The following is a 25,957-nucleotide window of genomic DNA, read 5'->3' as shown; positions in this document are numbered from 1 at the left end:
TCCCTCGTAGAGGACTTCCCCAATATGGATCAGGTAAGCATACGCACAGTTTCATAGGGGCGGAAGTGCCTGATGTGGCATTTGTCTAAGCTGTGGGCGAAGCCCCGGACGTATATTCCGGCACCACGGATGCCCCGGACAGTATGTCTTTAACCCACGCATGGGCGGCACGGAATGCCTGGTCCGAGGTGTGCGGCTCCACCACGGTCCGGTGCCCGTCGGCCCGGCCGTAGGAGCCCAGGAAGCGGGTGGCCGGGCTGATCCGGTGCAGTCCCGCGAGGGCGTCCGCCACCCGGGCGTCGGCCACGTGGCCGTCGGCGTCGATGCTGAAGAAGTAGTGGCCCAGGTACTGACCCGTGGGCCGGGACTCGATCCGGCTGAGGTTGACCCCGCGGGTGGCGAACTGGTCGAGGATCTCCATGAGCGCGCCGGGGCGGTCCTCCGGAAGCGGGACCACGACGGTCGTTTTATCGGCGCCGGTGGGTTCCGGGAGGGCACCGGGCCGGCCCACGAGCACGAAGCGGGTCACCGCCCCGGGGTTGTCGCCGATGTTCTCGGCCAGGACAGCGAGTCCCGGCTGCTCGGCCGCCACAATCGGGGCGCAGATGGCCGCGTCGTAGTGGATGTCGCCCTCCAGCAGCCCCATGGCCGCGGCGGCGGTGGACGATCCGGGGATGTATTCCGCGTCCGGAATGTTTTTGTCGGCCCAAAGCCGGCACTGCGCCCAGGCGTGGCTGTGCGTCGAGATCCGGCGGATGTCCTCGATCCGGGTGCCGGGCCGGGCCGCCAGGACGAAGCTGATCGGCACCAGGGCCTCGCGCAGGATCCGCAGTTCCTGTCCCGTGGCGATGGCGTCCAAGGTGGCGGTGACGCCGCCCTCCACGGAGTTCTCGATCGGGACCATCGCAGCGTCCGCCGAGCCGTCCCGGACCTTGTCCAGCGCCGTGTTGACGTTCGACGACGGGATCCGGACGGCGTCCGCCGCGTCGGGAACCTGCATCAGGGCCGCCTCGGTGAAGGTGCCCGCGGGCCCGAGGAAGGTGTAGGTGACAGGCAGTGCGGACATCGGCGCTTCTTTCTTCAACTACAGGATGACGGGCTTGAGTCCGTTGTCGGACACCAGCGGCATTCCGGTTTCCAGCCACTGGTCCATTCCCCCGGCCACATTCAAGGCGGAGTAGCCCTGCCCGGAGAGCCACTGGGCGGCGCGGAACGAACGGCCGCCGGTGCGGCAAATGACGTAGACGTCCTCGTCCGGGTCCAGTTCCTCCAGCCGGGCGGGGAGCTGGTCCAGGGGAATGTGCAGCGCTCCGGCTGCGTGCCCGGCGGCCCACTCGTAGTCCTCGCGGACGTCAAGGATCCTGGCCCCTTCGGGGATGTCGGACACGGTCACGGTATCGAAGTCGCTCATGGTCGTCCTTCCGCAGAGTGCATGGTCTGCCTCCAGCGTATCGCCAGCCGCCGGTGCCGGAGCCCTCCCCGGCAGCAGGTTACGCTTCTGGGATGGCGCCAAGGAGACCCGCAGCATCCCCCCGCCGCGGGACATGCCCTCCGTTCGCGCCCGCCACCGGACACAATGCCACCATGTTCACCCGCGCGCCCCGCCACTGGACATGTCCCCCGGAGCGCCACACCACCTCCCGCGGGACATGCCCTCCGTTCGCGCCGGCCACCGGACACAATGCCACCATGTTCACCCGCGCGCCCCGCCACTGGACATGTCCCCCGGCTGGCATGAACTGGTCCAGCACGGCCGGGAAGCCACGGTCCCGTGGCTGAGATCCATGAGCTGTCCGCCGTGGAGCTGCGCAATGCGCTGCGCTCGGGCGACGTGTCCGCGCGGCAGGCCACGCACCATTACCTGGACCGGATCGCCGCCGAAAACCGGCACCTCGGCGCCTTCATCACCGTGACCGCGGAGCAGGCGCTGCTGGACGCGGCCGCAGCGGACCAGGCCCACGCCCGGAGCGCCCGGGACGGGACGGCCCTGGCGCCGCTGCACGGGATGCCGGTGGCCTTCAAGGACCTGACGGACGTCGCCGGCGTCGTGACCACCCACGGCAGCGCCGCCCTGGACCACAAACCCGCCTTGGCCGACGGGGCACTGGTCACTGTGCTCAAGACCGCCGGGGTCATCTCGCTGGGCAAGACCCAGGTTCCGGAGTTTGGCCTCACGGCGTACAGCGAGAACCGGATCGCACCGCCTTCCCGCAACCCGCACGCCCCCAGCCGCAGCTCGGGAGGCTCCTCCGGCGGCAGCGCCGCGGCCGTGGCCGCCGGGCTGGTGCCCTTCGCGCCGGGATCCGACGGCGGCGGATCGGTCCGCATCCCGGCGGCGGCCTGCGGACTGGTGGGCCTGAAACCCGGCCGCGGGCTGGTGCCGGCAGGGGAAAGCACCGGCGACCCCGCCGGGCTGGTGGTCTCCGGCCCGCTGGCCCGCTCCGCTGCGGATGCTGCGCTCCTGCTGGACGCCATGGTGCCCCGCCCTCCGGAGGCTTCCCGGCCGGCCGGCGCGCCGGCCCCCGGCTACCTCGGACTCGCCGCACAGGACCCGCCCCGGCTCCGCATCGGGGTGAGCCTGGACAGCCCGTGGCAGACGATCTTCCCCTTCACCCCAGACGCTGAGGCCCTCGACGCCCTCGCCGAAGCCGTCCGCCGGCTGGAAGCTGCCGGCCATCACATCGCGGAAGCCGCCGTCCGCTACGACAACCGCTACCCGGCGGCCTTCACCACTGCCTGGACCGCCGCCGTCGGGGAGGCCCGGATCGCCCCGCAGCGCGAGGCGCTCCTGACCCCGCTGACACGGACGTTCCGGCGCCGCGCCCAGCAGCGCGGTCCCGCGAAACTTGCCGAAGCCCTCGGTTTCCTGCGCCAGTTCCGGCGGGACACCATCACCCAGTACGCCGCCTGGGACCTGATGCTGATGCCGGCGCTGGCGCAGACCCCCCGCCCGGTGGGCTGGTTCACCGGCGCGGCCCACGGCGACGGCTACTGGCCGGCCGCGGAATGGACCGGGGACGCTGACGGAGACTACCGCAAGCAATGCGAGTACGCGCCCTGGTCCTCCATGGTGAACGTCTGCGGGCTGCCCGCCATCAGCATCCCGGTGCACTGGACCGGCGGGGCCGCAGGAGCCGGGCTGCCGATGGGCGTGCAGCTGATCGGGCCGATGGGGTCCGAGGCCCTCCTGCTGCAACTGGCCGTACAGCTGGGCTGCTGACCCTGCCGTCCGGCGCGGGCAGGTCCCGGAGCATGAATTCACCGTCCGGTGCCGATACGGTTTAGCTGAGCAGCGCCACGAACATCACCAGCTAAGGACACCACACGAGAGGGATCGATGAAGATCACCGGTGCAGTACTTGAGGAAATCGGCCGCCCCCGCCCGTTCGCGGACTCCCGGCCCATCACGGTCGCCGAGCTGGACCTGGAGGGCCCCGGCCCTACCGAGGTCCTGGTCAGGATCGAGGCGGCGGGGATCTGCCACTCGGACCTGAGCGTTGTGGACGGCAACCGGGTGCGTCCGGTGCCGATGCTGCTGGGCCACGAGGCGGCGGGGCGCGTGGTCGAGGTGGGGTCCGGGGTGACGGACCTGGCGCCGGGCCAGCGCGTGGTGATGTCCTTCCTGCCGCGCTGCGAGCAGTGCGAGAACTGCGCCGAAGACGGCCGGCTCCCCTGCACCACCGGCTCGAAAAGCAACAACGAGGGCACCCTCCTGCACGGATCGATGCACCTGGACCGCGGCGGGGAGAAGATCTTCCATCACCTGGGCGTCTCCGGCTTCGCCACTCACGCCGTGGTGGACCGCGCCTCCGCCGTCGCGGTGGGTGATGACATCCCGGCGGACATCGCCGCCGTCCTCGGCTGCGCTGTCCTCACCGGGGGCGGCGCCGTCCTGAACGCCGCCCGGCCGCGGCCGCAGGACAGCATCATGATCGTGGGACTCGGCGGCGTGGGCATGGCTGCGCTGATCACGGCGATCTCGCAGGGCGTGTCGCGGATCGTTGCCGTGGACACCCTGGCCGAAAAGCTGGAGCACGCCCGCCGCCTGGGCGCCCACGAAACCTACACCCCGCAGGAAGTCCTGGCGGAGGGCATCAAGGCCAGGTACGTGATCGAGTGCGCCGGGAACCCGCGGGCCTTCGAGACGGCTTTCGCCGCGACAGCGCCGGGCGGCACCACCGTCACGGCGGGACTGCCGCACCCGGACGCCCGCGCACAGATCTCCCCGCTGGCCATCACCGCCGAAGCCCGGACCGTCGTCGGCAGCTACCTCGGCTCCGCGGTGCCGTCCCGGGACATCCCCAAGTACGCCCAGCTGTGGCGGGAGGGCAAGCTGCCGGTCGAGGAGCTGATCTCCTCGCGGATCGCCCTGGCGGACATCAACCACGCCATGGACCAGCTGGCTGACGGGAAGGCCGTGCGCCAGGTCATCATGTTCGACGCCGGGTAGCCCCGCCCGCGCGCACCCGCCGCACCACCCCTGTTGCCCTGGCAGATATCGCAGCCATTCCGCCCGGATAGCAGCATTATCTGCCAGAGCAACGTGCGGGACAGCAAGGCGAAACACCCGGCAATTGACTTGCCCCGAGGCTCCGCGAATGTGACAATCGCGCGTCACACTGTCAGCATTAAGTAAATGAGCACAACTCATTTATCCAATCCCCCCGCTACAACGCCGGGCGATACGTCCTTTTTCGGCCACCCAAAGATGCTGGCCAGCCTCTTCTCCGTAGAGATGTGGGAGCGCTTCTCCTTCTACGGCATGCAGGGCATCCTGCTGTACTACATGTACTTCACGGCCGCTGAAGGCGGCCTCGGGATCGACAAGGCCCTGGCCGCCGGCCTGGTCGGCGCGTACGGCGGCGGCGTGTACCTCTCCACCATCCTGGGGGCCTGGCTCGCGGACCGGCTCCTGGGTTCGGAGAAGGTGCTGTTCGGCTCCGCCATCCTGATCATGGCCGGGCACATCGGCCTCGCCCTGGTGCCCGGCATTCCCGGCCTGATCACCGGCCTGGTGCTGGTGGGCATCGGTTCCGGCGGCCTGAAAGCCAACGCCACGGCCCTGGTGGGGAGCCTCTACCGGGAGAAGGACGAACGGCGCGACGCCGGATTCTCCATCTTCTACATGGGCATCAACGCCGGCGCCCTGATCGGCCCGCTGGTCACCGGCTGGCTGCAGGAAAGCCAGGGCTTCCACTGGGGCTTCGGCGCCGCCGCCGTCGGCATGGGCGTGGGCCTGGTCATCTATGCACTGGGCCGCAAGAACCTGCCGGAAGAGGCGCACCGGGTGCACAACCCGCTGCCCGCCGCCGAGCGCACCAAGTACGGCCTGCGCTTCGGCGCCATCGCCGCCGTGATCGCGGTCCTGCTGGCCACCGGCATCGTGAACGCCGAGAACCTGGCCATGTCCATGGCCTACGCAGCCATCGGCGCGTCCGTGCTCTACTTCGCCCTCATCTTCAGCAGCAAGAAGGTCAACGGCACCGAACGCCGCCGCGTGGGCGCGTTCATCCCGCTGTACATCGCCTCGGCCGCCTTCTGGGCCCTGTTCCAGCAGCAGTTCACCTTCATCGCCGTGTACTCGGAGGAAAAGCTGGACCGCAACCTGTTCGGCTGGGAAATGCCCGCGGCCTGGGTCCAGTCCATCAACCCGGTGTTCATCATCATCTTCGCCGGCGTGATGGCTGCCCTGTGGACCCGGCTGGGCCGCAAGCAGCCCGGTTCCGCGCTGAAGTTCTCGATCGGTCTCTTTGTGATGGGCCTGGCCTTCCTGGCGTTCATCCCGCTGGCCGGCGAGGGCAAGACCCCGCTGCTGGCCCTGGTGGGCATCCTGTTCCTGTTCACGCTCGCGGAACTGTTCCTGTCCCCCATCGGCCTGTCCGTGACCACCAAGCTGGCGCCGGCGGCCTTCCGCACGCAGATGGTGGCGCTGTTCTTCCTGTCGGTGTCGCTGGGCACCACGCTGGCCGGCATGCTCTCGGGCCTGTACAACCCGGAGGACGAGCTGCCCTACTTCATCGGCATCGGCGGCACGGCCATGCTGCTGGCCGTCGGCCTGGCCGCGGCCTCGCCGGCGATCAAGAAGCTCATGGGCGGCGTACGCTGAGCCGATGAGCTCCAGGCACCGCACGCCGGTTGAGTCCCGCCGGTACGTCCCCGCCCCCGGCGAGGCGTCCGACGTCGAACTCATGCCGGCGGGCGATGTCACCGACGGTGTTGTGCGGGTGGGCGGAACCATCCGCCGCCCGCACCAGCCGCAATCCCTGGCGGTCGCCGCGTACCTCGACTGGCTGGAGGACGCCGGATTCGACGGCGCCCCGCGGTTCCTGGGCAGGGACCCCGAGGGGCGGGACGTCCTGACCTTCCTGCCTGGGCGGTGCGCCGGTCCCGTCCCGGAAGCGTGGGCACAGTCCGAGGAGCTGCTGGTCTCCGTGGCGCAGCTGCTGCGCCGCCTGCACACGGCGTCGGAGGGCTTCGTGCCGGCCGCCCATCCGTTCCCGCCCCGGCCGGGCCGGCAGGAGGCGGCGCAACTGGTCTGCCATCTGGACGTGACGCCGCAGAACGTGGTGGTCCGGGACGGCCGTGCCGCCGGGCTGGTGGACTTCGACCTGGCCGGCCCCACCACGGCGTACAGGGATTCCTTCAACACCGCGATGCACTGGGTGCCGCTCCGGGACCCGGCCGATGCATGGGCCGGCTGGGAGGCAGCGGACCCGTTCCGGCGGCTCCGGATCTTCGCGGACGCCTACGGCTGGGATGACGACGAACGACGGCGGCTGCCGGCCTTCGGGGTCGAGGCCGCGGCGCTGAGCTACGAGCGGATGCAGCACAACGCCCGGACCCTCGGCGGCGGCTGGGCGCGGATGTGGGACGACGGCGTGGGCGGCCTGATCCGCCGCCGCGGCGAGTGGATGGCGGCCAACGCCGGGGAGATCGTGGCCGCGCTTACGGCCGGCGGAAGCCCTTAGGCCCCGTACATGTAGGTGGAGCTGCCGACGGCCAGGCCCACCACGATGAGCACGATCACCAGGAGGGCCAACGCAATCCCCGCATAGCCCATCACCAGGCCCGCAATGGCCATGCCGCGGCCAGCCGGCTCGCGCTTGAGGGCCATGTGCCCCAGGATGACGGCGGCCAGCTGCGGCAGCAGGAAGAACCCCAGCCCCACGAAAGCGGCAATGCCGCAGCACATGCTGGCGATGCTCAGGCCCTTGGGCTCCGGCGGAACCCCGTAATACGACGGCTGCCCGTAATCGTTGAACGGCCCGCTGGACTGGCCGTATTGCGCGGGCGCACCGTACGGCTGCTGGCCGTAGGGCTGCTGGCCATACTGTTGCTGGCCATATTGCGACGGCGTGCCGAACGGCTCGGCGGGCTGGCTGTAGCCTGCGGCGCCCTGGCCGTACTGGTTCTCCGGCTGGCCCTGCGCCCCGGACGGCTGCTGCCCGTAGCCCTGCTGATCGAACCGCGACGTCGGCGGAACGTCGGACTCCGGCGAAGGGCTGTACGACGGCGGCCGGTAGCCCTCCGGGGTCTCGTCTTTGTCCGGTTTCGGCTGGTCAGTCATGGTTTTCCCCTCGTGAAGTCGCTGGCTCCAGCCTACCGCCGCGGCGCGTCGGCGAGCAGGATATTTCTTACGTCACAGGCGCCGTAATCATGTCCGGTTCCGCGCCCGTCTGGCATGCTGGTGCCATGGCTAGCCGCGCGGGCACTGTTGCCCAACCCCAAGACCTTGTTGACCTCACTGCGCTTCTGGATGCGTACTACGATGTTTCCCCCGATCTGGGCGACCCCGGGCAGCGGGTGGTCTTCGGCACGTCCGGACACCGGGGCTCGAGCCTGAAAGCCTCCTTCAACGAGCCCCACATCCTCGCCATCACCCAGGCGATCGTGGAGTACCGGGCAGGCCAGGGCATCACCGGACCGCTGTACCTCGCCAAAGACACCCACGCCCTCAGCGAACCGGCCCAGAACTCGGCCCTGGAAGTCCTCGCCGCGAACGGCGTCAACGTGCTGATCGACGCCCGCCACGGCTACACCCCCACCCCGTCACTGAGCCACGCCATCCTGACGCACAACAACAACTCCCCCGCCGGGGCACCCCAGGCGGACGGCATCGTGGTGACACCGAGCCACAACCCGCCCGGCGACGGCGGCTTCAAGTACAACCCGCCGCACGGCGGGCCGGCCGACTCGGACGCCACCGGCTGGATCGCCAACCGCGCCAATGAACTGCTCGAGAACGGGCTGCGCGGGGTCAAGCGGATCCCCATCGCCGACGCCCTCAGCGCCGACACCACCGGCAAGTTCGACTTCCTCAGCAGCTATGTGGACGACCTCCCCTCGGTCCTGGACCTCAACGCCATCCGCGAGGCCGGGGTCCGGATCGGAGCCGACCCGATGGGCGGGGCGTCGGTGGACTATTGGGGTGAGATCGGTGAACGCCACCACCTGAACCTCACGGTGGTCAACCCCACGGTCGATCCGCAGTGGGCGTTTATGACGCTGGACTGGGACGAGAAGATCCGGATGGACTGCTCCTCGCCGTCGGCCATGGCCTCGCTGATCCAGCGGATGGCTGTTGGTCCGGACGGGTCCACACCCTTCGACATCGCCACCGGCAACGACGCCGACGCCGACCGGCACGGCATTGTTACACCGGTTGTCGACGGAGCGGGAGGGCTGATGAACCCGAATCACTACCTCGCCGTCGCGATCGACTACCTCTACCGCCACCGCACCGGGTGGAACCCGCAGTCCGTGATCGGGAAGACCCTGGTGTCCTCCTCGATCATCGACCGCGTTGCCGAAAGCCTGGGCCGCAAACTGGTCGAGGTGCCCGTGGGCTTCAAGTGGTTCGTTCCGGGGCTGCTCTCCGGCGAAGGCGCCTTCGGCGGCGAGGAATCCGCCGGCGCCTCCTTTAACAAGTTGGACGGCAGTGTCTGGACCACCGACAAGGACGGCATCCTGCTGGCCCTGCTGGCGTCCGAGATCACGGCGGTGACCGGCAAATCGCCGTCGCAGCTGTACAAGGGCCTCACGGACCAGTTCGGCGACCCGGTGTACGCGCGGATCGACGCCGCGGCCACCCGGGAGCAGAAGTCCGCGCTCGGGAAGCTGTCATCGTCCGATGTCACCGCTACCGAGCTCGCAGGTGAGACCATCACCGCAAAACTGACGGAAGCGCCGGGCAACGGGGCTGCCATCGGCGGGCTCAAGGTGGTCACCGAGAATGCCTGGTTCGCGGCCCGGCCCTCCGGCACGGAGGACGTCTACAAGATCTACGCCGAGTCCTTCAAGGGGGCCGACCACCTCAAGCAGGTCCAGGCCGAGGCGAAGGCACTGGTGGACGGCATCATCTCCTAGCGCCACCTAGGCGGGGCCGCCGCAATCATGAACTGCTCCCCGAAAGTTGGACTGGAAACTCAGTTCTGACTTACGGGGAGCAGTTCTATGTCCAAAAGCAGTTCGTCGAGCTCACGGCACTCACCCATTGCGGGGGATGCAGAGGGAGTCCGAACTGGGAGAGGATGACCTCATCTGCCAGCGAGGCAAGAAGGAGGCGCACTGTGACGACAAGCCAGAACAACGAAGAGCAACCCGTTCTCATCTCGGGTGACAACGGGCGCGGGAAGCACCACTGCGAGGTCCTCATCATGAACAGGGACGCAGACGGTCCCGGAGGATCGGGTCACTACTACAACACCCTTGGGGTGGTCGATGACGTCTCCGACGAGGACTTCGACGCACGCTTTCTGGCACTCGATCCGGAGGAGTTGAGAAAGGAACACGGCGGAGACGGGATCCGCTTCAACGGTCCACGCCGCTTCCTGGCTGACCGGTTCGAAGGGGAGGCCTTCGACGGGGGCAGGATCAAAATGCTTGGCCCCATCCCCATGTACCTGTACGGCACTTTCGTCGTTCCGGATTTCGACGCATTCATCGCCGGCAAGCAGACTCCGTACCGGGAGACGGTCTCCAAGCGCACCACCACATGGTTCTTCGAGGCCGGCTCAGAGGTTTACGAGCTGGTTTCCCCCGAGGAAACCGTGTTCGTTATGCAAAGCGCCTCGTTGAGAATTGACCCGGACAACACTGTCGACAAGCTGCCGACACTCGGCGAACGCCTGGCGTTGCCGGAGGGATGGACCTACCGGACCCGGACGCTCGAGAACGAACTTGTCATGCGGGCCACCTATGACAGTGACCCGCCAAACACGGTCGTCCTCGACGAGCTCGAGAACAACTACCAGCGCCTCCGGGCCGTATAGGCCGCGGGCTGCGGCGCGGGCACGCGGACAGCTACCAGAAGATCGAGAACCAGTAGGTTTCGGATTCCGGAAAGGCGAATCATGACGAAGACCGGATCCGAGCGGCCGGCAATCGCGGCGCCCCCGCCCGCGGAGAAGCTCGACTGGCGCGCGGAGTACGCCTACACCGCCGGGGTGCAGGCCTTCATCTACGGTTTCCCCTACATCTATAACGCCAAGCTCCGGCATGAGTGGGTGACGCACAAGCAGGACCCGGACCTCGTCCCGTATGCCGCGGTCAACCAGTTCTGGCACGCCAAGCGGCTCATGGACGCCAGTTTCCGGGCCGGAGGGTGTCCGAGCACGGACTCGCTGTACTCCCTGGCCTGGCTGGACCTCAGCGAGGAGCCGATCATCCTGTCCCATCCGGACATGGGCGAACGGTACTTCACCTTCCAGCTGGCGGCGTTCACGTCGGACAACTTCGGCTACGTCGGCCAACGCGCCACCGGCCCGGGTGCCGGCGCCTTCGCCATTGTCGGCCCCGGCTGGGGCGGCGAGCTGCCGCCTGGGGTACAACCGGTCCGGCCTTCGCCCACCCCGTGGGCACTGGTGCTCGGCCGCACCGCCGTCAACGGGGTCGAGGATCTGACCAACGCAGCCGCCCTGCAAAGTCAGTACCGGCTCACCCCGCTCAGCCATTGGGGCACGGCCGGGGCGGCGGTCCCGGAGCGGCGGGAGGTCTATGCCCCGGTGCCGGTGACCGAGGACCCTCTGGGCCCCTGGAGGACCCTCAATGCGATGCTGGCCGAGAACCCGCCGCCGCCCCAGCACGCCCTGATGCTGGAGCAGTTCAGCGGCCTGGGCGTCGGTCCCGGGCTGGACTTGGACGCTCAGCCCGGGTCGGTCCGCCAGGGCCTTGCCCGTGCAGCTACCGCCGGGATGGCTCTGCTCAGGGCGCAGTTCATCAGCGGCGACTGGGCAACCATCGTCAATGGCTGGCGGTACCCTCCACCGGCGGAGGGACGGTTCGGCAACGACTTCCTGCGCAGGGCCGCCGACCAGTCGTTAGCCGGTATCGCCGCCAACGACCCTGCGGAGTCGGTGTACCTGCTGAACTTCCAGGACGTTGACGGGGCCAGCCTCGACCCGAAGCATCGATACACGCTGCATTTCCCGCCCGGCGAACGACCCCCGGTGGATGCATTCTGGTCCTTGACCGCCTACACGGCGGAGGACCTCAACCTCATACCGAACCCGGTCCACCGGTACTCGGTCGGTGACCACGCGTCTGCACTGCGGATGGATGACGATGGCGGGCTGACACTCCACCTGCAGCCGGACCCGCCTCCGGCCGGGCGGGAGCCGAACTGGCTGCCGACCTCGCCAAATGGCCCTTGGTTTGTCATCCTCAGGCTGTACCGGCCCGGGCCCGCGGCCCTCGACGGGTCCTGGAGCTGCCCGGGCATCACCCGGACGGACTGAGCTCACCGGCATGCGAAGCGCGGAGGCAGCGAGATGATTTGGGCCCTTCTGGTGTTCGTGGGGGTGCCATTGTGGCTCTGCGCCGTCGGCATCTTCACCGTCATCTACCGCAACCGTGCGCTGCGCAAGCGCCGCGGCGACATCCCGGTGCGGGTGCTCAAGCCCGGCAAGACCCGCTGGGTGCGCGGGCACGGCGTATGGATCTCGGACGTGTTTGCCTGGCGCGGCAGCCCCGCCGCGTGGAGCGAAGGGCTGCTCCACGTCACCGCCGCGAGTGTGGCCCCGGCAGGACCCGAGGAGCTCAAGCGGCTCCGCCGGCTTGGTGAGGAGCCCGTGGTGGCGACCCTGACCGTGCACGAGGGACCCGTGCTCCGGGTTGCTGTTGCGAGCGGCGACCGCGCCGCCGTGCTCGGACCCTTCCAATCGATGCCTACCGGAACACCTTAGGGGAAGACGTGAAGCAGCCGAGACGTAGGGGTCCGACGTGGAGCTAACAGTCCTGGTTCTCATCGCCGCCGCCTTGTTCGTGTGGGCGCTGGTGTCGGCGCGGCTGGAGCGGGCGGACCTGACCGCGCCTGTCGTGTTCACCGCTGTGGGCGCGGCCATGGCCTGGTCCGGGCTGGTCGATGACGCCTCGCCTCCCCCTGGCGTCACCACTGTTGTCGAGGTCACCCTGGTGTGGGTGCTGTTCTCCGACGCCGCCCGCCTGCCGCTCCAGCAACTGCGCCGGGACGTGGGTCGGTATGTGCGGCTGCTGGGAATCGGCCTGCCCCTGACGATAGTGTTCGGATGGGGTCTGGCCGCCTGGTTCTTCCCCCAGTTCGGGCTGTGGCTGGCGCTCCTGGTCGGCGCAGCCCTGGCCCCTACCGACGCCGCGCTCGGGATCCCGGTGGTGACGAACCCGGCGGTGCCGTCGCGCATCCGCCAGCTGATCACTGTCGAGAGCGGCCTCAACGACGGCATCGCCACCCCCGTCGTCATGATCGCGATCGCCGGCGCCGCCACCGCGGCAGGCATGGAGAGCGCCGGCGGTCCCGGCGGCGCGGCCGTCGAGCTTCTTATCGGTGCCGGTGTCGGTGCGGCCGCCGGCGCCGCGGGCGGGTGGCTGCTGCGGCTGGCCCGCCGGCACGGAACCGCCGCCGAGGACTTCGCCGGCATCGGGGTCCTTGCCCTGAGCCTGCTCGCCTACACCGGCGCCCTCGCCGCGGGCGGCAACGGGTTCGTTGCCGCGTTCTGCGCCGGGCTGGCGTTCGGCACGTGCGCCGGCCGACGGGGTCCGGCCGAACTGGTCTTCGTCGAGCAGGTAGGCGGACTGGTTTCACTGCTGGTGTGGCTGGCCTTCGGGGCAATCGCCGTACCGACGATGCTGGCGCACTTCGTCCCCCTGACCATCGTGTACGCCGTGCTGAGCCTCACGGTGGTGCGCATGCTGCCGGTGGCTCTGGCCACGATCGGGACCGGCCTGGACCGGCGCACCGTCCTGTTTGTCGGCTGGTTCGGTCCGCGTGGCCTGGCGTCGCTCGTGTTCGCCCTGCTGGCGCTGGAAGCCATCGGACCCGCGTCCGACCAGGCGGTGGCCGTCATCACGACCACCGTGCTGCTCAGTGTCCTGGCCCACGGCATTAGCGCCGCGCCATTGGCCGCCCGGTACGGGCGCGCCGCCGCCGCAGCCGGCCCCGAGCCCGGCGGTCCGGTGCCGGTCACCCCCGCTCCCTCCCGCGGCCTCAGCCGAAAATTCAGGGCCCACCGCCCTTTCGAGTCCCGCGGACCATAGAAGCGAATCCGACTGACACCAGGACGCAGGCCGGTGCGCTGAGGCCGCGGCGCGGGACCTTAGACGGCGGGTTCGACGGGCGGGAACGTCCAGGTTCCGTCGAGGACCTCGGGCCGTGGCTGGTACAACCGCACGGTGTAGTTCCAGCCGTCCATCAGTCGCAGGCAGTTCGACCGGCCATCGGAGCACGCTCCGAGGTGGACGATAACTGAACCGTCCGGCTCCTTCCGGGCCGTGAGCTGGTTGACACTGCAGAGGCCGGCGGCGCTTTCTTCGAAAAAGCCGTCGGCGTTGTAGAGCGAGATCGACCAGAACGCGTCCACCGGCACGTCACGGACGACGATCCGGTACTGGCCCACCGGGAGGCCGGGCTCGACGATCTCGTAGAACGTTTCCTGTTCGGGAAGACCTCCCCAGCCCACAGCGGTGCCGATGAGGTGTCTGACCGGATCGACGGTTTCGCGGGAGCCAAACATCCGTTCCGTTCCGGACAGGGTCCGGCCGAGATCGGTGAGCGCGTCGCGGACAGTGTTGAACGACTCCTTGTCGTAGTCAGGGAATATCAGCGGCTCGGCCGACCCTGCGGTCACCTCCAGGCCGTCCTGGATGGCGTTCGCCTCGGCCACGTCCATGGGGTCGTCCGGGTCGGCCAGAACCCGCATGACCAGGAGTACGTAGCGGGTGCCGAAGTCGGCGGGCATGAGCTTATGGTCCCCTGGCGAGTGGATGACGCGGTTAATGAAGTGGTCCTGATCGATGACCGCTAGCGAGACGTAGCGGCCATTGCCGTCAGGCATGGTGACGGTGGCACCACCGGCGAGGTCGACCACGGCGAAGCTGTAGAGAGTGTCGCGGTTCATCCGCACCACGGTCTGCTGATCGAGCGGTGTCGGCACCCGAATGTGGTGCCATCGGTTGATCCCACCGGCACCGGCCATCAGCGCCGCCATCATGCGGTTGGATTCAGCCCGCACGAACGTCTCGACGGTCACCGGGATCTTCTCGCCCATACGGTTCAGTCCCAGGGGTCGAAGTTGGCGACGTCCGCGGTGCAACCCTGATACATGTTGTCCAGGTCGTCGGCGACGATGTGCGCCAGCCCGTTCGTATCCAGGATCAGGTTCCGGTCGAGCGTCTTCGCCTTGAAATGCCATCCCCCGGCCAGCTCCAGCCGGTCACCGAGCGTCGGCAGATCAGCCTCGGTGAGGTCGGAGGCCTTGTGGTTGGTGTAGGTCTGCATGACCCAGGTGACGCCTTCGGGTGAGCGCAGCAAGAAGACGGGCCGCCCGGCCAGGTATTCGTATTTCGAGACACGGCTGATCTGACCGGGACGATAGGCGAGGGCAGCCTGGCCGGCTTGGGGGGTGAAGTTGGCCGGCATCTGCATCTTGGCCACAAAGTTGAACTCGAGACCTTGGAATTCGCGGGGTTCGCCGGCCAAGGCAAAGGTCAGGTGATCCATCATCCAGAACCGGCGCGGGTTCTTCCACACCGCATCCGACCCGGTCTCGCCGGCTAGCGCGCCGACATCGATTGCGTCGAACAGCTCCGGCGGGCACTGGTTGAACCCGGTGGTGTTGAACACCAGAGCATTGAGACTCTCCGCTTCGCCTTGCATCAGGAAAATCTCACCCTGCGCGTACCCACGGGAATCGTCAACGTAAAGGGAATCCGATGTCATGATCGACGCCTTTCGCCTAGTGGTGTAAGGACAGCCTGCTGCGGCCGAAGCGACAGCAGTAGGGGCGAAGGTCACTGGATGCTGTGCCCGGCCCGGCGACGGTTTACGCCGCCCGCAGGCTCTTGCACAGCGCCAAGCGGGGGAACCGGCACCCTTCAGGCCGGTTTTGCCTCGAAGCTCCCCGCGAGCACAGAGCGGTTCCGGCCCAGGGTCTTGGCCCGGTACAGGGCAGCATCCGCGGCGGCGATCATCGCGTCAAGGTCCACGCGGCCGGGCGCGGTGGACGCGATCCCGTAGCTGGAGGTGGGGAGCCGCGGGATAGCGGTCGACGTCGAGGCCTGCAGCCGGGCGCTGATGTCCGCGGCGATTTCCCCGGCCCGTTCCGGCGTCACGCCCGGCAGGAGGATGATGAACTCCTCGCCGCCGTAGCGCCCCACGAGGTCGGTGGACCGGACCGTGGAGGTGCAGGCGTCCGCGAACGCCTGCAGCGCGGTGTCCCCGGCCGAGTGACCGTACTCGTCGTTGATCCCCTTGAAGTGGTCCAGATCCGCCAGAATGAGCGACGCCGAGGTCCTGGCCCGGTTGAGGCGGCGCAGTTCGTTCTCGGCCAGGTCCAGGAACGCGGTCCGGTTCAAGAGCCCGGTGAGCCCGTCCACCGTAGCCCGGGCTCGAAGGTCCTGGGTCTGTTGCTCGTAGCTCAGCTCCGCCATGGTGAAGGACGCCACCACCATAATCACCGCCGAACAGATGGTCATGGGCACGGATCCGAAGAGGGTTCCGAACACGGCGCCGTCCGGGCCGTCCAGGACAAACGCGGCGAAGCGGCCCAGATAGAAGGCGGCCAGGAGGCCGGAGCCCACCGCCAGGGTGAGGTGCACGCGCGAAAATTGCCGGTCCAGCAGGAACAGTTCGCGGCAGCCGAGGCCGATCAGCAGGCACATGAATCCCAGATAGGCGGGTCCGCCCGACCAGACGTTGGTGGCCGGCTGGTCCAGCACCGAGGCCACGGCCGTGACCGCGGGCCCGGCGGCGAGGTACCAGAGCCTGGGCACCGTGGTCCGCAGCGAACGGGCTCCCGCCCAGATGCTGGCCGCTCCCGCCACCAGAAGAACGTTCCCGAGCGGGTTGGCCCAGATCTGGTGTGGTGTGCCGTCCAGCAAGTAGGCGGCGTTGCCGGCGAGGAACAGCAGCAGGGCCAGGCACCACCAGCCGCTGTAGGCCGACCGCGTCCGGCGGAAGGTGATGAAGTAGAACAGCAGCAGCAGGGTCAAATCGACCACCGCCAAGGCGACACGCAAGGTTGCGACGTCAAGCATCATGTAGGGCCCCCCGGTCCGCTCGCAATAGCCCGATTTGCGCCGACTCCGCGCCGCAGGTGACCTTAGTATGGCACCCCTGGGCGGGGAAGTGTGACCGCGGTCTCGGACGTGACGCAGGCGGGCCGCGCTGACGCCGCGCAAGGGCCCTGCGCCCCTGTGTTACGGCGGCAAGGCGGACTAAACTGGAACCGGCCCCGGACGCGGCCTTGCGCTCAACCGCAGAATTGCGTCCCGAGTGCCTCCGGCCTGTCCCCCATGGTGCCGGAGGCACCTCCGCGTCATCCCAGTGCCGGAGGCACCTCCGCGTCATCCCACCGGCGCCGGGCCCGGCGTATCAGACCGTGCGGACGACGTCCTCGTAGGCGAACTTGGGCTTTGCCGCACCCCACGCGTCGGCTGCGGGCCGGCCGATATTGACCACCAGGAAGCTCTTCTGGCCGCCGTCGGGGAAAAACGCCGCGTCAATCGCGGAGAAGTCCGCTCCCGTCATGGGCCCGGCCGAGAAGCCGAGGGACCGGACGGCGAGGATGAAGTAGCCGGCCTGCAGGTGGGCGTTGTTGTTGCCGGTGGCGGCGGCGAGCTCCGGGGCGGCGTCGTACATGGCCTTGGGCGCGTTGTAGCCGGGCAGGAAGGTGTCCCACTGGTCCTGCCAGGAGGTGTCGTAGCTGAGGATGGCGACAAGCGGCGCGGAAACGGTTTTGGCGCGGTTGCCGTTGGCGAGGGTTTCCACCAGCGTGGCCCGGGCCTCCTCGGACCGGACGTAGGTGACGCGCAGGGGCTGGGAGTTGAAGGCGGTGGGGCCGAACTTGGTGAGTTCGTAGATGGCCCGGGCCTGCTCGTCGGTGACTTCGCCGGTGAAGGCGTTGGCAGTGCGGGCCTCGGCAAAGATGGCATCCACTGCGGCGGCGTCGATTACTGCTTCGTCATGGGCGATGGTCACAAGTGCCTCTTTCGCTGGGGTGCCCGCCAGGCGGCGGCCTCTGGTTCCTGTCTATAGTTGCAACTTCAACTACCCTCCGGCGCTTCCCGAACGGCCCCGTGACGTCCCGCACAGTGGCCCCAGCGGGTGCAGCAGCCGCCGCCGCCGAAGCATGCCGGAAACACCGGCGCGGTAAAGTTGCCCCCGGAAGATTCCTTCCCGCCCCGCCACATATTCTCTGAAAGGCCCCGGCAATGAGCATGCTCGGCACCAAATGGAAGCTTCACGGCAACGGCAAGTCCATCCGCCCCGGTGAGGTCGTGAAGCCCGATGAGCGCCTTGCCTGGCCGCTGACCATCGGCGTCGGGATGCAGCACGTTGTCGCCATGTTCGGCGCGACCTTCCTGGTCCCGATCATCACGGGCATGCCGCCGGCCACCACGCTGTTCTTCTCAGGCATCGGCACCCTGCTGTTCCTGGTCGTCACCAAGGGCCAGGTGCCGAGCTATCTCGGGTCCAGCTTCGCCTTCATCGCCCCGATCATGGCCTCGCAGCAGCAGTACGGTGTGGCCGGAGCGCTCGGCGGCGTGGTGCTGGCCGGCGTCGGGCTGGCGATCATCGGCGCCGTGGTGCAGAAGTTCGGCGCCGGCTGGATCAACCGGCTGATGCCGCCGATCGTCACCGGTGCGATCGTGGGGCTGATCGGACTGAACCTCGCCCCGGCGGCCAAGAACAACTTCGACGCCGCCCCGGTCACAGCCCTCATCACCCTGGCCACCATCATTGTGGTCAGCGTCTTCTTCCGCGGCATCCTGGGCCGGCTGAGCATCCTGGTCGGCGTGGTGGTGGGCTACCTCGTGGCAATGATCCGCGGCGAAGTGGACTTCGCCAAAATGGACGCCGCCGCCTGGGTGGGGCTGCCGTTCTTCCAGACTCCCGAGTTCCACATCGGCGTCGTCGGCCTGTTTGTGCCCGTGGTCCTGGTCCTTGTGGCGGAGAACATCGGCCACGTGAAATCCGTGTCCGCCATGACCGGCCAGAACCTCGACGGCGTCTCCGGACGGGCGCTGATGGCCGACGGTGCGGCCACCGTGCTGGCCGGCATGGGCGGCGGCTCCGGCACCACCACCTACGCCGAAAACATCGGCGTCATGGCCGCCACCAAGGTGTATTCGACGGCGGCCTACTGGGTTGCCGGTGTTTTCGCCGTCGCATTGAGCTTCTCGCCCAAGTTCGGCGAACTCATCGCCACGGTCCCGGCCGGCGTGCTGGGCGGCGCGGCGACGATGCTCTACGGCATGATCGGTGTGCTGGGCGTCAAGATCTGGGTGCAGAACAAGGTGAACTTCTCCAACCCGATCAACCTGACGACGGCGGCCGTCGCCCTGATCGTCGGGATCGCCGACTACACCTGGACCATCGGCGAGCTGGTGTTCACCGGCATCGCCCTCGGCTCTGCGGCGGCCCTGGTGATCTACCACGGCATGACGGCGATCGCGAAGGCCCGCGGCACGGTGGCCGAGCCGGAAACGGAAGGCGTTGTGGCCGCAGCCACCGCCGCGGTAAAGCGTCCGGGGAAGAAGCGCCGCTAGGCTTCAAAGCCAGGGGTGGCAGGCCACATGCAGCCACGCCGCCCGCCTGCAGCTGACGAAGGCCGGGGCCCGGACACCGAACGGTGAACGGGCCCCGGCCTTTGCTGCGCCGCGGCGGTTTTGCGCGGCGGCTTCAGCGGGTCGAGGCTTGCGGCCTGGGGCTTTAGCCGGCGTCGAAGGTTTCCTCGTCGTCGTCGTCCTTCGGGGCCTGGTCCTCCGGGAGGTCCGTTCCCGAGCCGTCCGGGATCCCGGCCGCGTCCTGGCCGGGTTCCGAGGAGAAGGGCCGACCGGCGTCGGGCTCTTCGGTGTTGGTCTCATCCATCTCCGCATCCGCTGACGGCACGGCCGCCTCGGAGTTCTCGGTGGCGTCGGCGTCGTAGCCGGGTGTGGTGCTGGCGTTTTCCGAACTCATCTGTTCCTCCGTTCCTCCGAAGCGTCCTGCTCCGGGTTCTCCTGCACTGTCCTGGTCTTCGGCGCCGAACTGGCTCAGGTCCGGGGCGCCGGCGGGGTAGGTCTCGCCGTCCGGGCTGTCCTGGCTGAGTCCCGCGGCGTCGAACGCTTCTTCTTCGCGGGGCTGGGCGAACTTTTTGGTGTCTGCCCCGGGGAGCTCCTGCTCGGCCGTCGGCGTTCCGTAGCCGCCGACTTCCTCGATCGGCTCCTGCTGCTTTTCCTCGGTCATGCTGTTCCTCCCGTGGTGGAATCGTGAACTGCGTGGTTTTCTGGGCCTGCCGGATCCGGGATCCGCCGGACCGGCGTCAGAGGCCCTTGCCGCCGGTGACCGGCAGGACGGCGCCGGAGATGTAGGAGCCGTGATCGGAGGCCAGCAGCACGTACGCCGGCGCGAGTTCCGCGGGCTGTCCGGCACGCTGCAGCGGGGTGTCCTGGCCGAACGACGGCAGCTTCTCCGGCCATTCGGTGGCCGGGATCAGCGGCGTCCAGATGGGCCCCGGCGCCACGGCGTTGACGCGGATCCCCTTGGGGCCGAGCTCCTGGGCCAGGGCCTTGGTGAAGGCGACCTGCGCGGCCTTGGTCATGGCGTAATCGATCAGCTGCGGAGAGGGGTTGAACGCCTGAATCGACGCCGTTGTGATGATCGACGCGCCCGCTTTCAGGTGCGGCACCGCCGCCCGGGCGGTCCAGATCAGCGAGTACAGGTTGGTCTGGAAGACCCGGTCGAACTCCTCGGTGGGGAGCGACTCAAAGCTGTCGCGGTTCTTCTGGTACGCCGCGTTCAGCACCACGACGTCGATGCGGCCGAATTCGGCGAGCGCGTCGTCGACGATTCTGGTGGCGAAATCCTCGTTGCGTCCGTCCCCGGCGATCAGCAGCGCCTTGCGCCCGGCTTTACGGATCCACGCGGCGGTGTCCTGGGCGTCGTCTTCCTCTTCCGGCAGATAGGAGATGGCGACGTCGGCCCCCTCCCGTGCGAAGGCGATGGCCACCGCTTTCCCGATCCCGGAATCGCCGCCCGTGATCAGCGCGGCTTTCCCGGTGAGGGCGCCGCTGCCTTCGTAGCTCTCCTCGCCGTGGTCCGGTTTGGGGTCCATGGGCGCGGTGAGGCCCGGCTGTTCCTGCACCTGCTCCGGGAAGGAGCCGGAGTAGTAGCCGCCCCGGGGATCTCGCGGCTGGTCCTGCTGCTTGCTTGAATCACTCATAGTCCACCTACCCAACGTGTCGGTTTTCCAGGAACGGCTTCCGCCGGTCGCAGGCGGTGGCCCGGACCTGCGATGCGCCCCAACGGAGTAAACAATTACACCCTACCCGGGGATTCATCAGCAACCTTAGTATCGGCTTGAAATTCGCAACGCTCAAGCCTAGGTTGAAGTTGACTGCCACCGCAGCCCGGCCATCATCCCGTGGAGGCACAAATGTCCGATATAGCGCCGGAGTCCGCTCCGAATGAGTCCGCCGCTGGCCGAACGAAGGTGCCGGCCCCGGACGAACGCAACGAGTCACCAATTGAAAAATTGGACCGGAACTGGATGGAACTGTTACAGGAGCTGCGGGTGCTGCAGACCGGTGTGCAGATCCTGGCGGGGTTCCTGCTGACCCTCCCGTTCCAGTCGAGATTCGAGACGCTGGACGATTACCAGACCACTCTCTACCTCGCCAACGTGGCGCTGGCCGCCCTCACCACAGCCCTGATCCTGCTGCCCGTGAGCGTGCACCGGCGCCTGTTCCGGCTGCACCTCCGGGCGGCCCTCGTGTCCAGCGCGGACAGGATCGCCAAGGTGTCCCTGGCCTGCGTCGGGCTCCTCAGCGTCGGAACGTCGTCGCTGGTTTTCGACGTCACGGCCGGCCGGGCCGCGGGGTTGTGGGCCGCCGCGGTGCTGCTGGCGGTGCTGCTAATCCTGCTGGTCTACGTTCCAAGCAGGCTCCGCCGGCAGGCGGAAAGGGAGAACTGACATGACCAACGACGCAAGCCAACAGCGCAGCACGCGGCCGGGACGGACCGCAGGCGAATGGGTGAAGGACCATGGTCTCCTGCTCGCGAACATCGCCCTGTTCCTGGTGTTTTTCGGCGGCATGGTGGTCAGCGGGGCCGCCGAGTACAGCGAAGACCAACTGGCCCACGGCGAGCCGGGCGTCACCCTGCTGGGCTATCTGGGCACCGGGGCCTTCCTAGAGGCGACCTTTGAAAACTGGGAGTCCGAGTTCCTGCAGATGGGCATGTACGTCATCCTGACGGTCTTCCTTTTCCAGAAGGGTTCCTCGGAGTCCAAACCGGTGGGCCGGGAGGCCCCGCAGGATGAGGATCCCCGGGACGCGGAGGTGAAGGCCGCCACCCCGTGGCCCGTCCGGCGCGGCGGCTGGGTCCTCAAGCTGTATGAACACTCCCTGTCCGTCATGTTCCTCCTGCTGTTCCTGGCGTCCTTCGCCCTCCACGCCGTCGGCGGGGCGGAGGAGTACAGCAGTGAACAGCAGAGCCACGGACAGCCGCCCGTGACCGTCCTGGAGTACCTGGCCACGAGCCGCTTCTGGTTTGAGTCGTTCCAGAACTGGCAAAGTGAATTTTTGGCTGTTGCCGTGATCGTCGGCGCATCCGTGTACCTGCGCGAGCGCGGCTCGCCGGAGTCCAAGCCGGTCGCAGAGCCGCACTACGAGACCGGTGCCTAAGGGACCGGCCCCTCGGCGTTCAGGCGCCCTCGAGCACCTGGCTGGTGGCCCAGGCGAGGTACTTCGCGGCGTTGGCGACGGCGTCGTCCGGGCTGCCGGCCACGTCCAGCAGCTGCGCCGCGGCCACCACACCGTGCTTGGCGAGGTCCTCCGGGGTGACCAGGATCCGTCCCGCCACCACCAGCACCGGAATGCCGAGACGCATGGCGGCGTCGGCGAGCGCAATCGGCGCTTTGCCGGCCAGCGACTGCGAATCCAGCGAGCCCTCGCCGGTGATCACCAGATCCGCCTGCGCCAGTTTGTCTGCCAGCCCGGTCAGCCCTGCCACCAGCTCGAAGCCGCCTTCCAGCGCGGCGCTGCTGAAAGCCAGGAACGACGCCGGGAAGCCGCCGGCCGCGCCGGCGCCCGGGATGTTGACGTCCCGGCCGGTGGATTCGCGCAGCACCGAGGCCCAGTTGCGGAGCCCGGCGTCGAGCAGTTCCACGGCGTCCCCGTCGGCGCCCTTCTGCGGTCCGAACACGTGGGCGGCACCATCGGGCCCCATCAGCGGGTTCTGCACGTCGACGGCGATCCGGAACGTGACCGCGCCCAGCCTCGGGTCGAGGCCGCTGGCGTCGACCCGTGCGACGTCGGCGAGCGAGCCGCCGCCGAGCGGCACCACGCTGCCTGCGGCGTCCAGCGGCTTGAGACCCAGCGCGCGCAGGGCGCCGCTGCCGCCGTCGCTCATGGCCGAGCCGCCCAGGCCCAGCACGATTTCCGTGGCGCCGGCGTCGAGGGCCGCAGCGATCAGCTGGCCGCAGCCGTAACTGTGGGCGCGCAGGGCATTGGCCGGGGTGGGTTCCATGTGCGCCAGCCCCGAGGCCTGCGCGGTTTCGATCACGGCGGTTGCCCCGCCGAACGCGTCCTTCCGGATGGCCCAGGCCGCACCCACCGGCGCCAGGATGGGGCCCACCACGGCGTTCAGCCGCTCTTCATACCCGGCCGCGACGGCCGCCTCCAGGGTTCCTTCGCCGCCGTCGGCCACGGGAAACTGGACGGCCTCGGCGTCCGGATAGACGCGCAGGGCGCCCTCTGCGATGGCGGCGGCCGCCTCGGCGGCGGTCAGGGAACCTTTGAACTTGTCCGGGGCGATCAGGATGCGCATTCCCCTATCCTGCCAGTCCGGGAGTATCGTGGCAGCCACGCAAAGCGACCTGCACCCAGGGGGCATCAGTGAACGACAACGGAAAGATCCGCCGGCACATGGCCGGCCAGCCCGGCATGGCCGAACTCCTGCTCGTCCGGCACGGCGAGAGCCAGGGCAACGTGGCCGCAACGCTGGCGCACCAGTCCGGCGCGCACGTCATCAACGTTCCGGCCCGCGACGCCGACGTCGAGCTCTCGGACACCGGACGCGAGCAGGCACTGGCCCTGGGCCGGCTGTTCGCCGGGTTCCCGGAGGAACGGCGTGCCGCCGTGTGGTCCTCCCCGTACCTGCGGGCGCGGCAGACCGCGGAGCTGGCCGTCCACACCGGAGGCTGGAATACCCGGGTCACGCTGGACGAGCGGCTGCGCGACCGCGAGCTCGGCATCCTGGACATGCTCACCTCAGCCGGGGTGGAGGCCAGGCTGCCGCAGGAAGCGGAGCGGCGGCGCTGGCTGGGCAAGTTCTACTACCGGCCGCCCGGCGGCGAATCATGGGCCGACGTCGTCCTCCGGCTGCGCTCCCTGATCGCCGACCTGGACCGCCTGTACCCCGGACAGCGGGTACTCCTGGTCTGCCACGACGCCGTCATCCTGCTGATCCGGTACATCCTGGAGGGGCTGACCGAGCGTGAGCTGCTGGATATCGCCGCCTCGACCGCCATCCTCAACGCCTCCGTAAGCCGCTTCGTCCGGCCGGACGGCACCGGCCCGTGGACGCTGGAGAGCTTCAACATGGCAGACCACCTGATGAGCGAAGGGGTTCCCGTGACCGAACATGCAGGGGATGCCAATGTCCACCCGAAGTGACGCTGCCGCGGGGGCCGGCCCGGCCCGCCCCGAGCCCGTGACCCCGACCCTGCTGCGCGCCTGGCCGCTGCCCGGCGGCGGCTCCGGCAAAGACGACCGGGGTTCCGTGCTGGTGATCGGCGGGGCGCGGATGACGCCGGGCGCCGCGCTGCTGGCCGGGGTGGCCGCGCTGCGCTCCGGGGCCGGCCGGCTCACCCTCGCCGTCGCGGAATCGGCCGCGGTGCACCTGGCGGTCGCGTTGCCCGAGGCGGGGGTGCTGGCTTTGCCGGAGACCTCGTCCGGTTCCGTCGAGGGGGCGGCCGCCGCCGAGGCCGCCGCCTCCGCGGCCGGCTCCGCTGACGCCGTGCTGATCGGGCCGGGCCTGGATGACAAGGACCAGGCCACAGCGTTGCTCCGCGGCCTCCTCGGGACACCCGGGGGGTCGAAGGCGCCGGCCGTGATCCTCGACGCGTTCGCCCTGGGCAGCCTGCCCGACCTGGCCGGCGAGCTGGACCCCTGGCGGGGCCGGCTGATCCTGACCCCGAACGTCACCGAGGCGGGCATCCTCCTGGGGCGCGACGCCGACCTGCTGGACCGGGACATCCCCGAACTCGCGGAGAAGTACGGTGCCGTGGTCACCTGCCAGGGGGTGATCGCCCGGCCGGCCGGGGACGCCGGCTCGGAAGCGTCCCTGTGGGAAATCACCACCGGGCACGGCGGGCTGGGCACCTCAGGTTCGGGTGATGTGCTGTCCGGGACCATCGCCGGGCTGCGGGCCCGCGGAACCACGGATGCGCAGGCAACCTGCTGGGGCACGCATCTGCATGCGAGCGCCGGCGACCGGCTGGCGAGCCGGCTGGGCAGCCTCGGCTACCTGGCCCGCGATCTCACGGAGGAGCTGCCGCCGCTGATGATGGAACTCGGTTCCTGACCGGGTCTGCGCCGGATCTGTGCCGGGTGGGCCGGGGACCGCTCAGCCGCTTTGGGCCGGTCCGCCGACCCAACCGCCGCGTGCCTCGAGGACTTCCTTCAGCAGGTCCGCGCGGTCGGTGACGATTCCGTCCACGCCGAGGTCCAGCAGCCGGTGCATCTCCGCGGGCTCGTTGATGGTCCAGACGTGCACCTGGAGCCCGTGCCGGTGCGCGCGCCGGACGAAGCCGGGGGTCACCACCGGCACGGCGCCGTAGCTGACCGGGACCTGCAGGGCGTGCACGCCACGAAGCGCCCGTCCCACCACCAGGCCCAGCAGCGGTGCGGGCAGCACCGGGCCCAGCAGGACGAAGAGGGCGTTGGACACGATCCCGGCCGATGCCGCGGCGGGGCGGCTCAACTGCCGGAGGACGGCACGCCGCCGGCGGTCGGAGAAGCTGGCAATCAGCACCCGGTCGTGGAGGCCGTACCGTTCGATCGCCGCCGCCAGGGTGTCCACCGAGTTCCAGTCCTTGACGTCGAGGTTGAGCCGGACGTCCGGGAACGCCATGGCCAGTTCCTCGAACAGCGGGATGGGTTCCGTGCCGCCGATCCGTGCCCGGGCCACGGCCTCCGCCGGAAGTTCCGAGATCCTGCCGCGGCCGTCGGTCACCCGGTCCAGGGTCTCGTCGTGGAACAGCAGCAGGACGCCGTCGGCTGTGGTGTGCACGTCCGTCTCCAGGTGCCGGAACCCCAGGTCGACGGCGGCGCGGAACGCGGCCATGGAGTTCTCCAGGCCGTCCCGGGAGAAGCCGCGGTGGGCCATGGCCACGGGCCGGTCCGGGCCGTCACCGGCAGCGGGGCCGGAGGCGAAAAACGGGTGCGGGGTGCTCACTCCTGAAGCCTAGCGGAGCCCTGGGGGGCTGTGCGGCGCGGCAAC

At 69.0% G+C, this 25,957-nt stretch carries 25 protein-coding genes; 14 read left to right on the top strand and 11 right to left on the bottom strand.

The window, feature by feature from the left end:
* Positions 1 to 85 precede the first annotated feature (85 nt).
* Entirely contained in the window at positions 86 to 1,066 is a 981-nt protein-coding gene (pheA, locus tag ACTWQD_RS01935; RefSeq protein WP_443194514.1) for a prephenate dehydratase, read from the bottom strand.
* Positions 1,067 to 1,084: 18 nt separating this feature from the next.
* On the bottom strand, positions 1,085 to 1,411 hold the full coding sequence (locus ACTWQD_RS01930) for a rhodanese-like domain-containing protein (RefSeq protein ID WP_443194513.1): 327 nt from the start codon (positions 1,409 to 1,411) through the stop codon (positions 1,085 to 1,087).
* A gap of 360 nt (positions 1,412 to 1,771) precedes the next feature.
* Between ACTWQD_RS01930 and ACTWQD_RS01925 the strand changes: the two genes are divergently transcribed.
* The 4 genes from ACTWQD_RS01925 (at position 1,772) to ACTWQD_RS01910 (ending at position 6,968) form a co-directional block, all read left to right on the top strand.
* Positions 1,772 to 3,220, top strand: coding sequence for an amidase (locus ACTWQD_RS01925; protein WP_443194512.1), 1,449 nt, complete (start codon positions 1,772 to 1,774; stop codon positions 3,218 to 3,220).
* A 117-nt stretch (positions 3,221 to 3,337) separates the two neighbouring features.
* Positions 3,338 to 4,450, top strand: a complete 1,113-nt coding sequence (locus ACTWQD_RS01920; RefSeq protein WP_443194511.1) for an alcohol dehydrogenase catalytic domain-containing protein — start codon at positions 3,338 to 3,340, stop codon at positions 4,448 to 4,450.
* A 186-nt stretch (positions 4,451 to 4,636) separates the two neighbouring features.
* Positions 4,637 to 6,106 carry a peptide MFS transporter gene (locus ACTWQD_RS01915; RefSeq protein ID WP_443194510.1) on the top strand — a complete coding sequence of 490 codons (1,470 nt, stop codon included), beginning with the start codon at positions 4,637 to 4,639 and terminating at the stop codon, positions 6,104 to 6,106.
* Positions 6,107 to 6,110: 4 nt separating this feature from the next.
* Positions 6,111 to 6,968 (top strand): phosphotransferase, encoded by an 858-nt coding sequence (locus ACTWQD_RS01910; protein ID WP_443194509.1) that lies wholly within the window; start codon positions 6,111 to 6,113, stop codon positions 6,966 to 6,968.
* Here the strand turns inward: ACTWQD_RS01910 and ACTWQD_RS01905 are convergent.
* Complete coding sequence (locus tag ACTWQD_RS01905) at positions 6,965 to 7,567, bottom strand: DUF4190 domain-containing protein (RefSeq protein WP_443194508.1); 603 nt, start codon at positions 7,565 to 7,567, stop codon at positions 6,965 to 6,967. The genes ACTWQD_RS01910 and ACTWQD_RS01905 overlap by 4 nt on opposite strands.
* 125 nt (positions 7,568 to 7,692) lie before the next feature.
* Here ACTWQD_RS01905 and pgm point away from each other — a divergent pair, with 125 nt between their 5' ends.
* The 5 genes from pgm to ACTWQD_RS01880 all read left to right on the top strand — a co-directional run bounded on the left by pgm (position 7,693) and on the right by ACTWQD_RS01880 (position 13,509).
* On the top strand, positions 7,693 to 9,366 hold the full coding sequence (gene pgm / locus ACTWQD_RS01900) for a phosphoglucomutase (alpha-D-glucose-1,6-bisphosphate-dependent) (RefSeq protein ID WP_443194507.1): 1,674 nt from the start codon (positions 7,693 to 7,695) through the stop codon (positions 9,364 to 9,366).
* Positions 9,367 to 9,569: 203 nt separating this feature from the next.
* Positions 9,570 to 10,271 carry a hypothetical protein gene (locus ACTWQD_RS01895; protein ID WP_443194506.1) on the top strand — a complete coding sequence of 234 codons (702 nt, stop codon included), beginning with the start codon at positions 9,570 to 9,572 and terminating at the stop codon, positions 10,269 to 10,271.
* A gap of 81 nt (positions 10,272 to 10,352) precedes the next feature.
* Complete coding sequence (locus ACTWQD_RS01890) at positions 10,353 to 11,735, top strand: DUF1254 domain-containing protein (protein ID WP_443194505.1); 1,383 nt, start codon at positions 10,353 to 10,355, stop codon at positions 11,733 to 11,735.
* 33 nt (positions 11,736 to 11,768) lie between these two features.
* Positions 11,769 to 12,182 (top strand): hypothetical protein, encoded by a 414-nt coding sequence (locus ACTWQD_RS01885; protein WP_443194504.1) that lies wholly within the window; start codon positions 11,769 to 11,771, stop codon positions 12,180 to 12,182.
* A gap of 37 nt (positions 12,183 to 12,219) precedes the next feature.
* Positions 12,220 to 13,509, top strand: coding sequence for a cation:proton antiporter domain-containing protein (locus ACTWQD_RS01880; RefSeq protein WP_443194503.1), 1,290 nt, complete (start codon positions 12,220 to 12,222; stop codon positions 13,507 to 13,509).
* Between the two features lie 59 nt (positions 13,510 to 13,568).
* On the opposite strand, the gene ACTWQD_RS01875 is transcribed toward ACTWQD_RS01880, so the two are convergent.
* From ACTWQD_RS01875 to ACTWQD_RS01860, 4 genes are all read right to left on the bottom strand, one after another.
* The gene (locus tag ACTWQD_RS01875) at positions 13,569 to 14,519 is read right to left on the bottom strand and encodes a DUF1254 domain-containing protein (RefSeq protein WP_443194502.1); all 951 of its coding nucleotides are present in this window, start codon (positions 14,517 to 14,519) and stop codon (positions 13,569 to 13,571) included.
* A 5-nt stretch (positions 14,520 to 14,524) separates the two neighbouring features.
* On the bottom strand, positions 14,525 to 15,190 hold the full coding sequence (locus ACTWQD_RS01870; RefSeq protein ID WP_443194501.1) for a hypothetical protein: 666 nt from the start codon (positions 15,188 to 15,190) through the stop codon (positions 14,525 to 14,527).
* A gap of 155 nt (positions 15,191 to 15,345) precedes the next feature.
* On the bottom strand, positions 15,346 to 16,509 hold the full coding sequence (locus ACTWQD_RS01865) for a GGDEF domain-containing protein (protein WP_443194500.1): 1,164 nt from the start codon (positions 16,507 to 16,509) through the stop codon (positions 15,346 to 15,348).
* Between the two features lie 334 nt (positions 16,510 to 16,843).
* The gene (locus ACTWQD_RS01860) at positions 16,844 to 17,449 is read right to left on the bottom strand and encodes a malonic semialdehyde reductase (RefSeq protein WP_443194499.1); all 606 of its coding nucleotides are present in this window, start codon (positions 17,447 to 17,449) and stop codon (positions 16,844 to 16,846) included.
* A 233-nt stretch (positions 17,450 to 17,682) separates the two neighbouring features.
* Here ACTWQD_RS01860 and ACTWQD_RS01855 point away from each other — a divergent pair, with 233 nt between their 5' ends.
* Positions 17,683 to 19,020 carry a uracil-xanthine permease family protein gene (locus tag ACTWQD_RS01855; protein WP_443194498.1) on the top strand — a complete coding sequence of 446 codons (1,338 nt, stop codon included), beginning with the start codon at positions 17,683 to 17,685 and terminating at the stop codon, positions 19,018 to 19,020.
* Positions 19,021 to 19,183: 163 nt separating this feature from the next.
* On the opposite strand, the gene ACTWQD_RS01850 is transcribed toward ACTWQD_RS01855, so the two are convergent.
* Entirely contained in the window at positions 19,184 to 19,699 is a 516-nt protein-coding gene (locus tag ACTWQD_RS01850; RefSeq protein WP_443194497.1) for a hypothetical protein, read from the bottom strand.
* A 76-nt stretch (positions 19,700 to 19,775) separates the two neighbouring features.
* The gene (locus ACTWQD_RS01845; RefSeq protein WP_443194496.1) at positions 19,776 to 20,675 is read right to left on the bottom strand and encodes an SDR family oxidoreductase; all 900 of its coding nucleotides are present in this window, start codon (positions 20,673 to 20,675) and stop codon (positions 19,776 to 19,778) included.
* A 213-nt stretch (positions 20,676 to 20,888) separates the two neighbouring features.
* Between ACTWQD_RS01845 and ACTWQD_RS01840 the strand changes: the two genes are divergently transcribed.
* The gene (locus ACTWQD_RS01840; RefSeq protein ID WP_443194495.1) at positions 20,889 to 21,425 is read left to right on the top strand and encodes a DUF6328 family protein; all 537 of its coding nucleotides are present in this window, start codon (positions 20,889 to 20,891) and stop codon (positions 21,423 to 21,425) included.
* A gap of 1 nt (position 21,426) precedes the next feature.
* A complete protein-coding gene (locus tag ACTWQD_RS01835) occupies positions 21,427 to 22,137 on the top strand; it encodes a DUF6766 family protein (protein ID WP_443194494.1) in 711 nt (236 codons plus the stop codon).
* 19 nt (positions 22,138 to 22,156) lie between these two features.
* On the opposite strand, the gene ACTWQD_RS01830 is transcribed toward ACTWQD_RS01835, so the two are convergent.
* Positions 22,157 to 23,281, bottom strand: coding sequence for a glycerate kinase (locus tag ACTWQD_RS01830; protein WP_443194493.1), 1,125 nt, complete (start codon positions 23,279 to 23,281; stop codon positions 22,157 to 22,159).
* A 98-nt stretch (positions 23,282 to 23,379) separates the two neighbouring features.
* Here ACTWQD_RS01830 and ACTWQD_RS01825 point away from each other — a divergent pair, with 98 nt between their 5' ends.
* Both ACTWQD_RS01825 and ACTWQD_RS01820 read left to right on the top strand, forming a co-directional pair.
* Positions 23,380 to 24,129, top strand: coding sequence for a histidine phosphatase family protein (locus tag ACTWQD_RS01825; RefSeq protein WP_443194902.1), 750 nt, complete (start codon positions 23,380 to 23,382; stop codon positions 24,127 to 24,129).
* Complete coding sequence (locus ACTWQD_RS01820) at positions 24,113 to 25,039, top strand: NAD(P)H-hydrate dehydratase (protein ID WP_443194492.1); 927 nt, start codon at positions 24,113 to 24,115, stop codon at positions 25,037 to 25,039. Before ACTWQD_RS01825 ends, ACTWQD_RS01820 begins: the two co-directional genes overlap by 17 nt.
* A 42-nt stretch (positions 25,040 to 25,081) precedes the next feature.
* Here the strand turns inward: ACTWQD_RS01820 and ACTWQD_RS01815 are convergent, their stop codons facing one another.
* Complete coding sequence (locus ACTWQD_RS01815; protein WP_443194901.1) at positions 25,082 to 25,843, bottom strand: glycerophosphodiester phosphodiesterase; 762 nt, start codon at positions 25,841 to 25,843, stop codon at positions 25,082 to 25,084.
* Positions 25,844 to 25,957 lie beyond the last annotated feature (114 nt).

This window comes from Pseudarthrobacter sp. 1C304, assembly GCF_052245515.1.
GTDB lineage: Bacteria > Actinomycetota > Actinomycetes > Actinomycetales > Micrococcaceae > Arthrobacter.
This window is presented reverse-complemented; position numbering and strand designations above follow the sequence as displayed.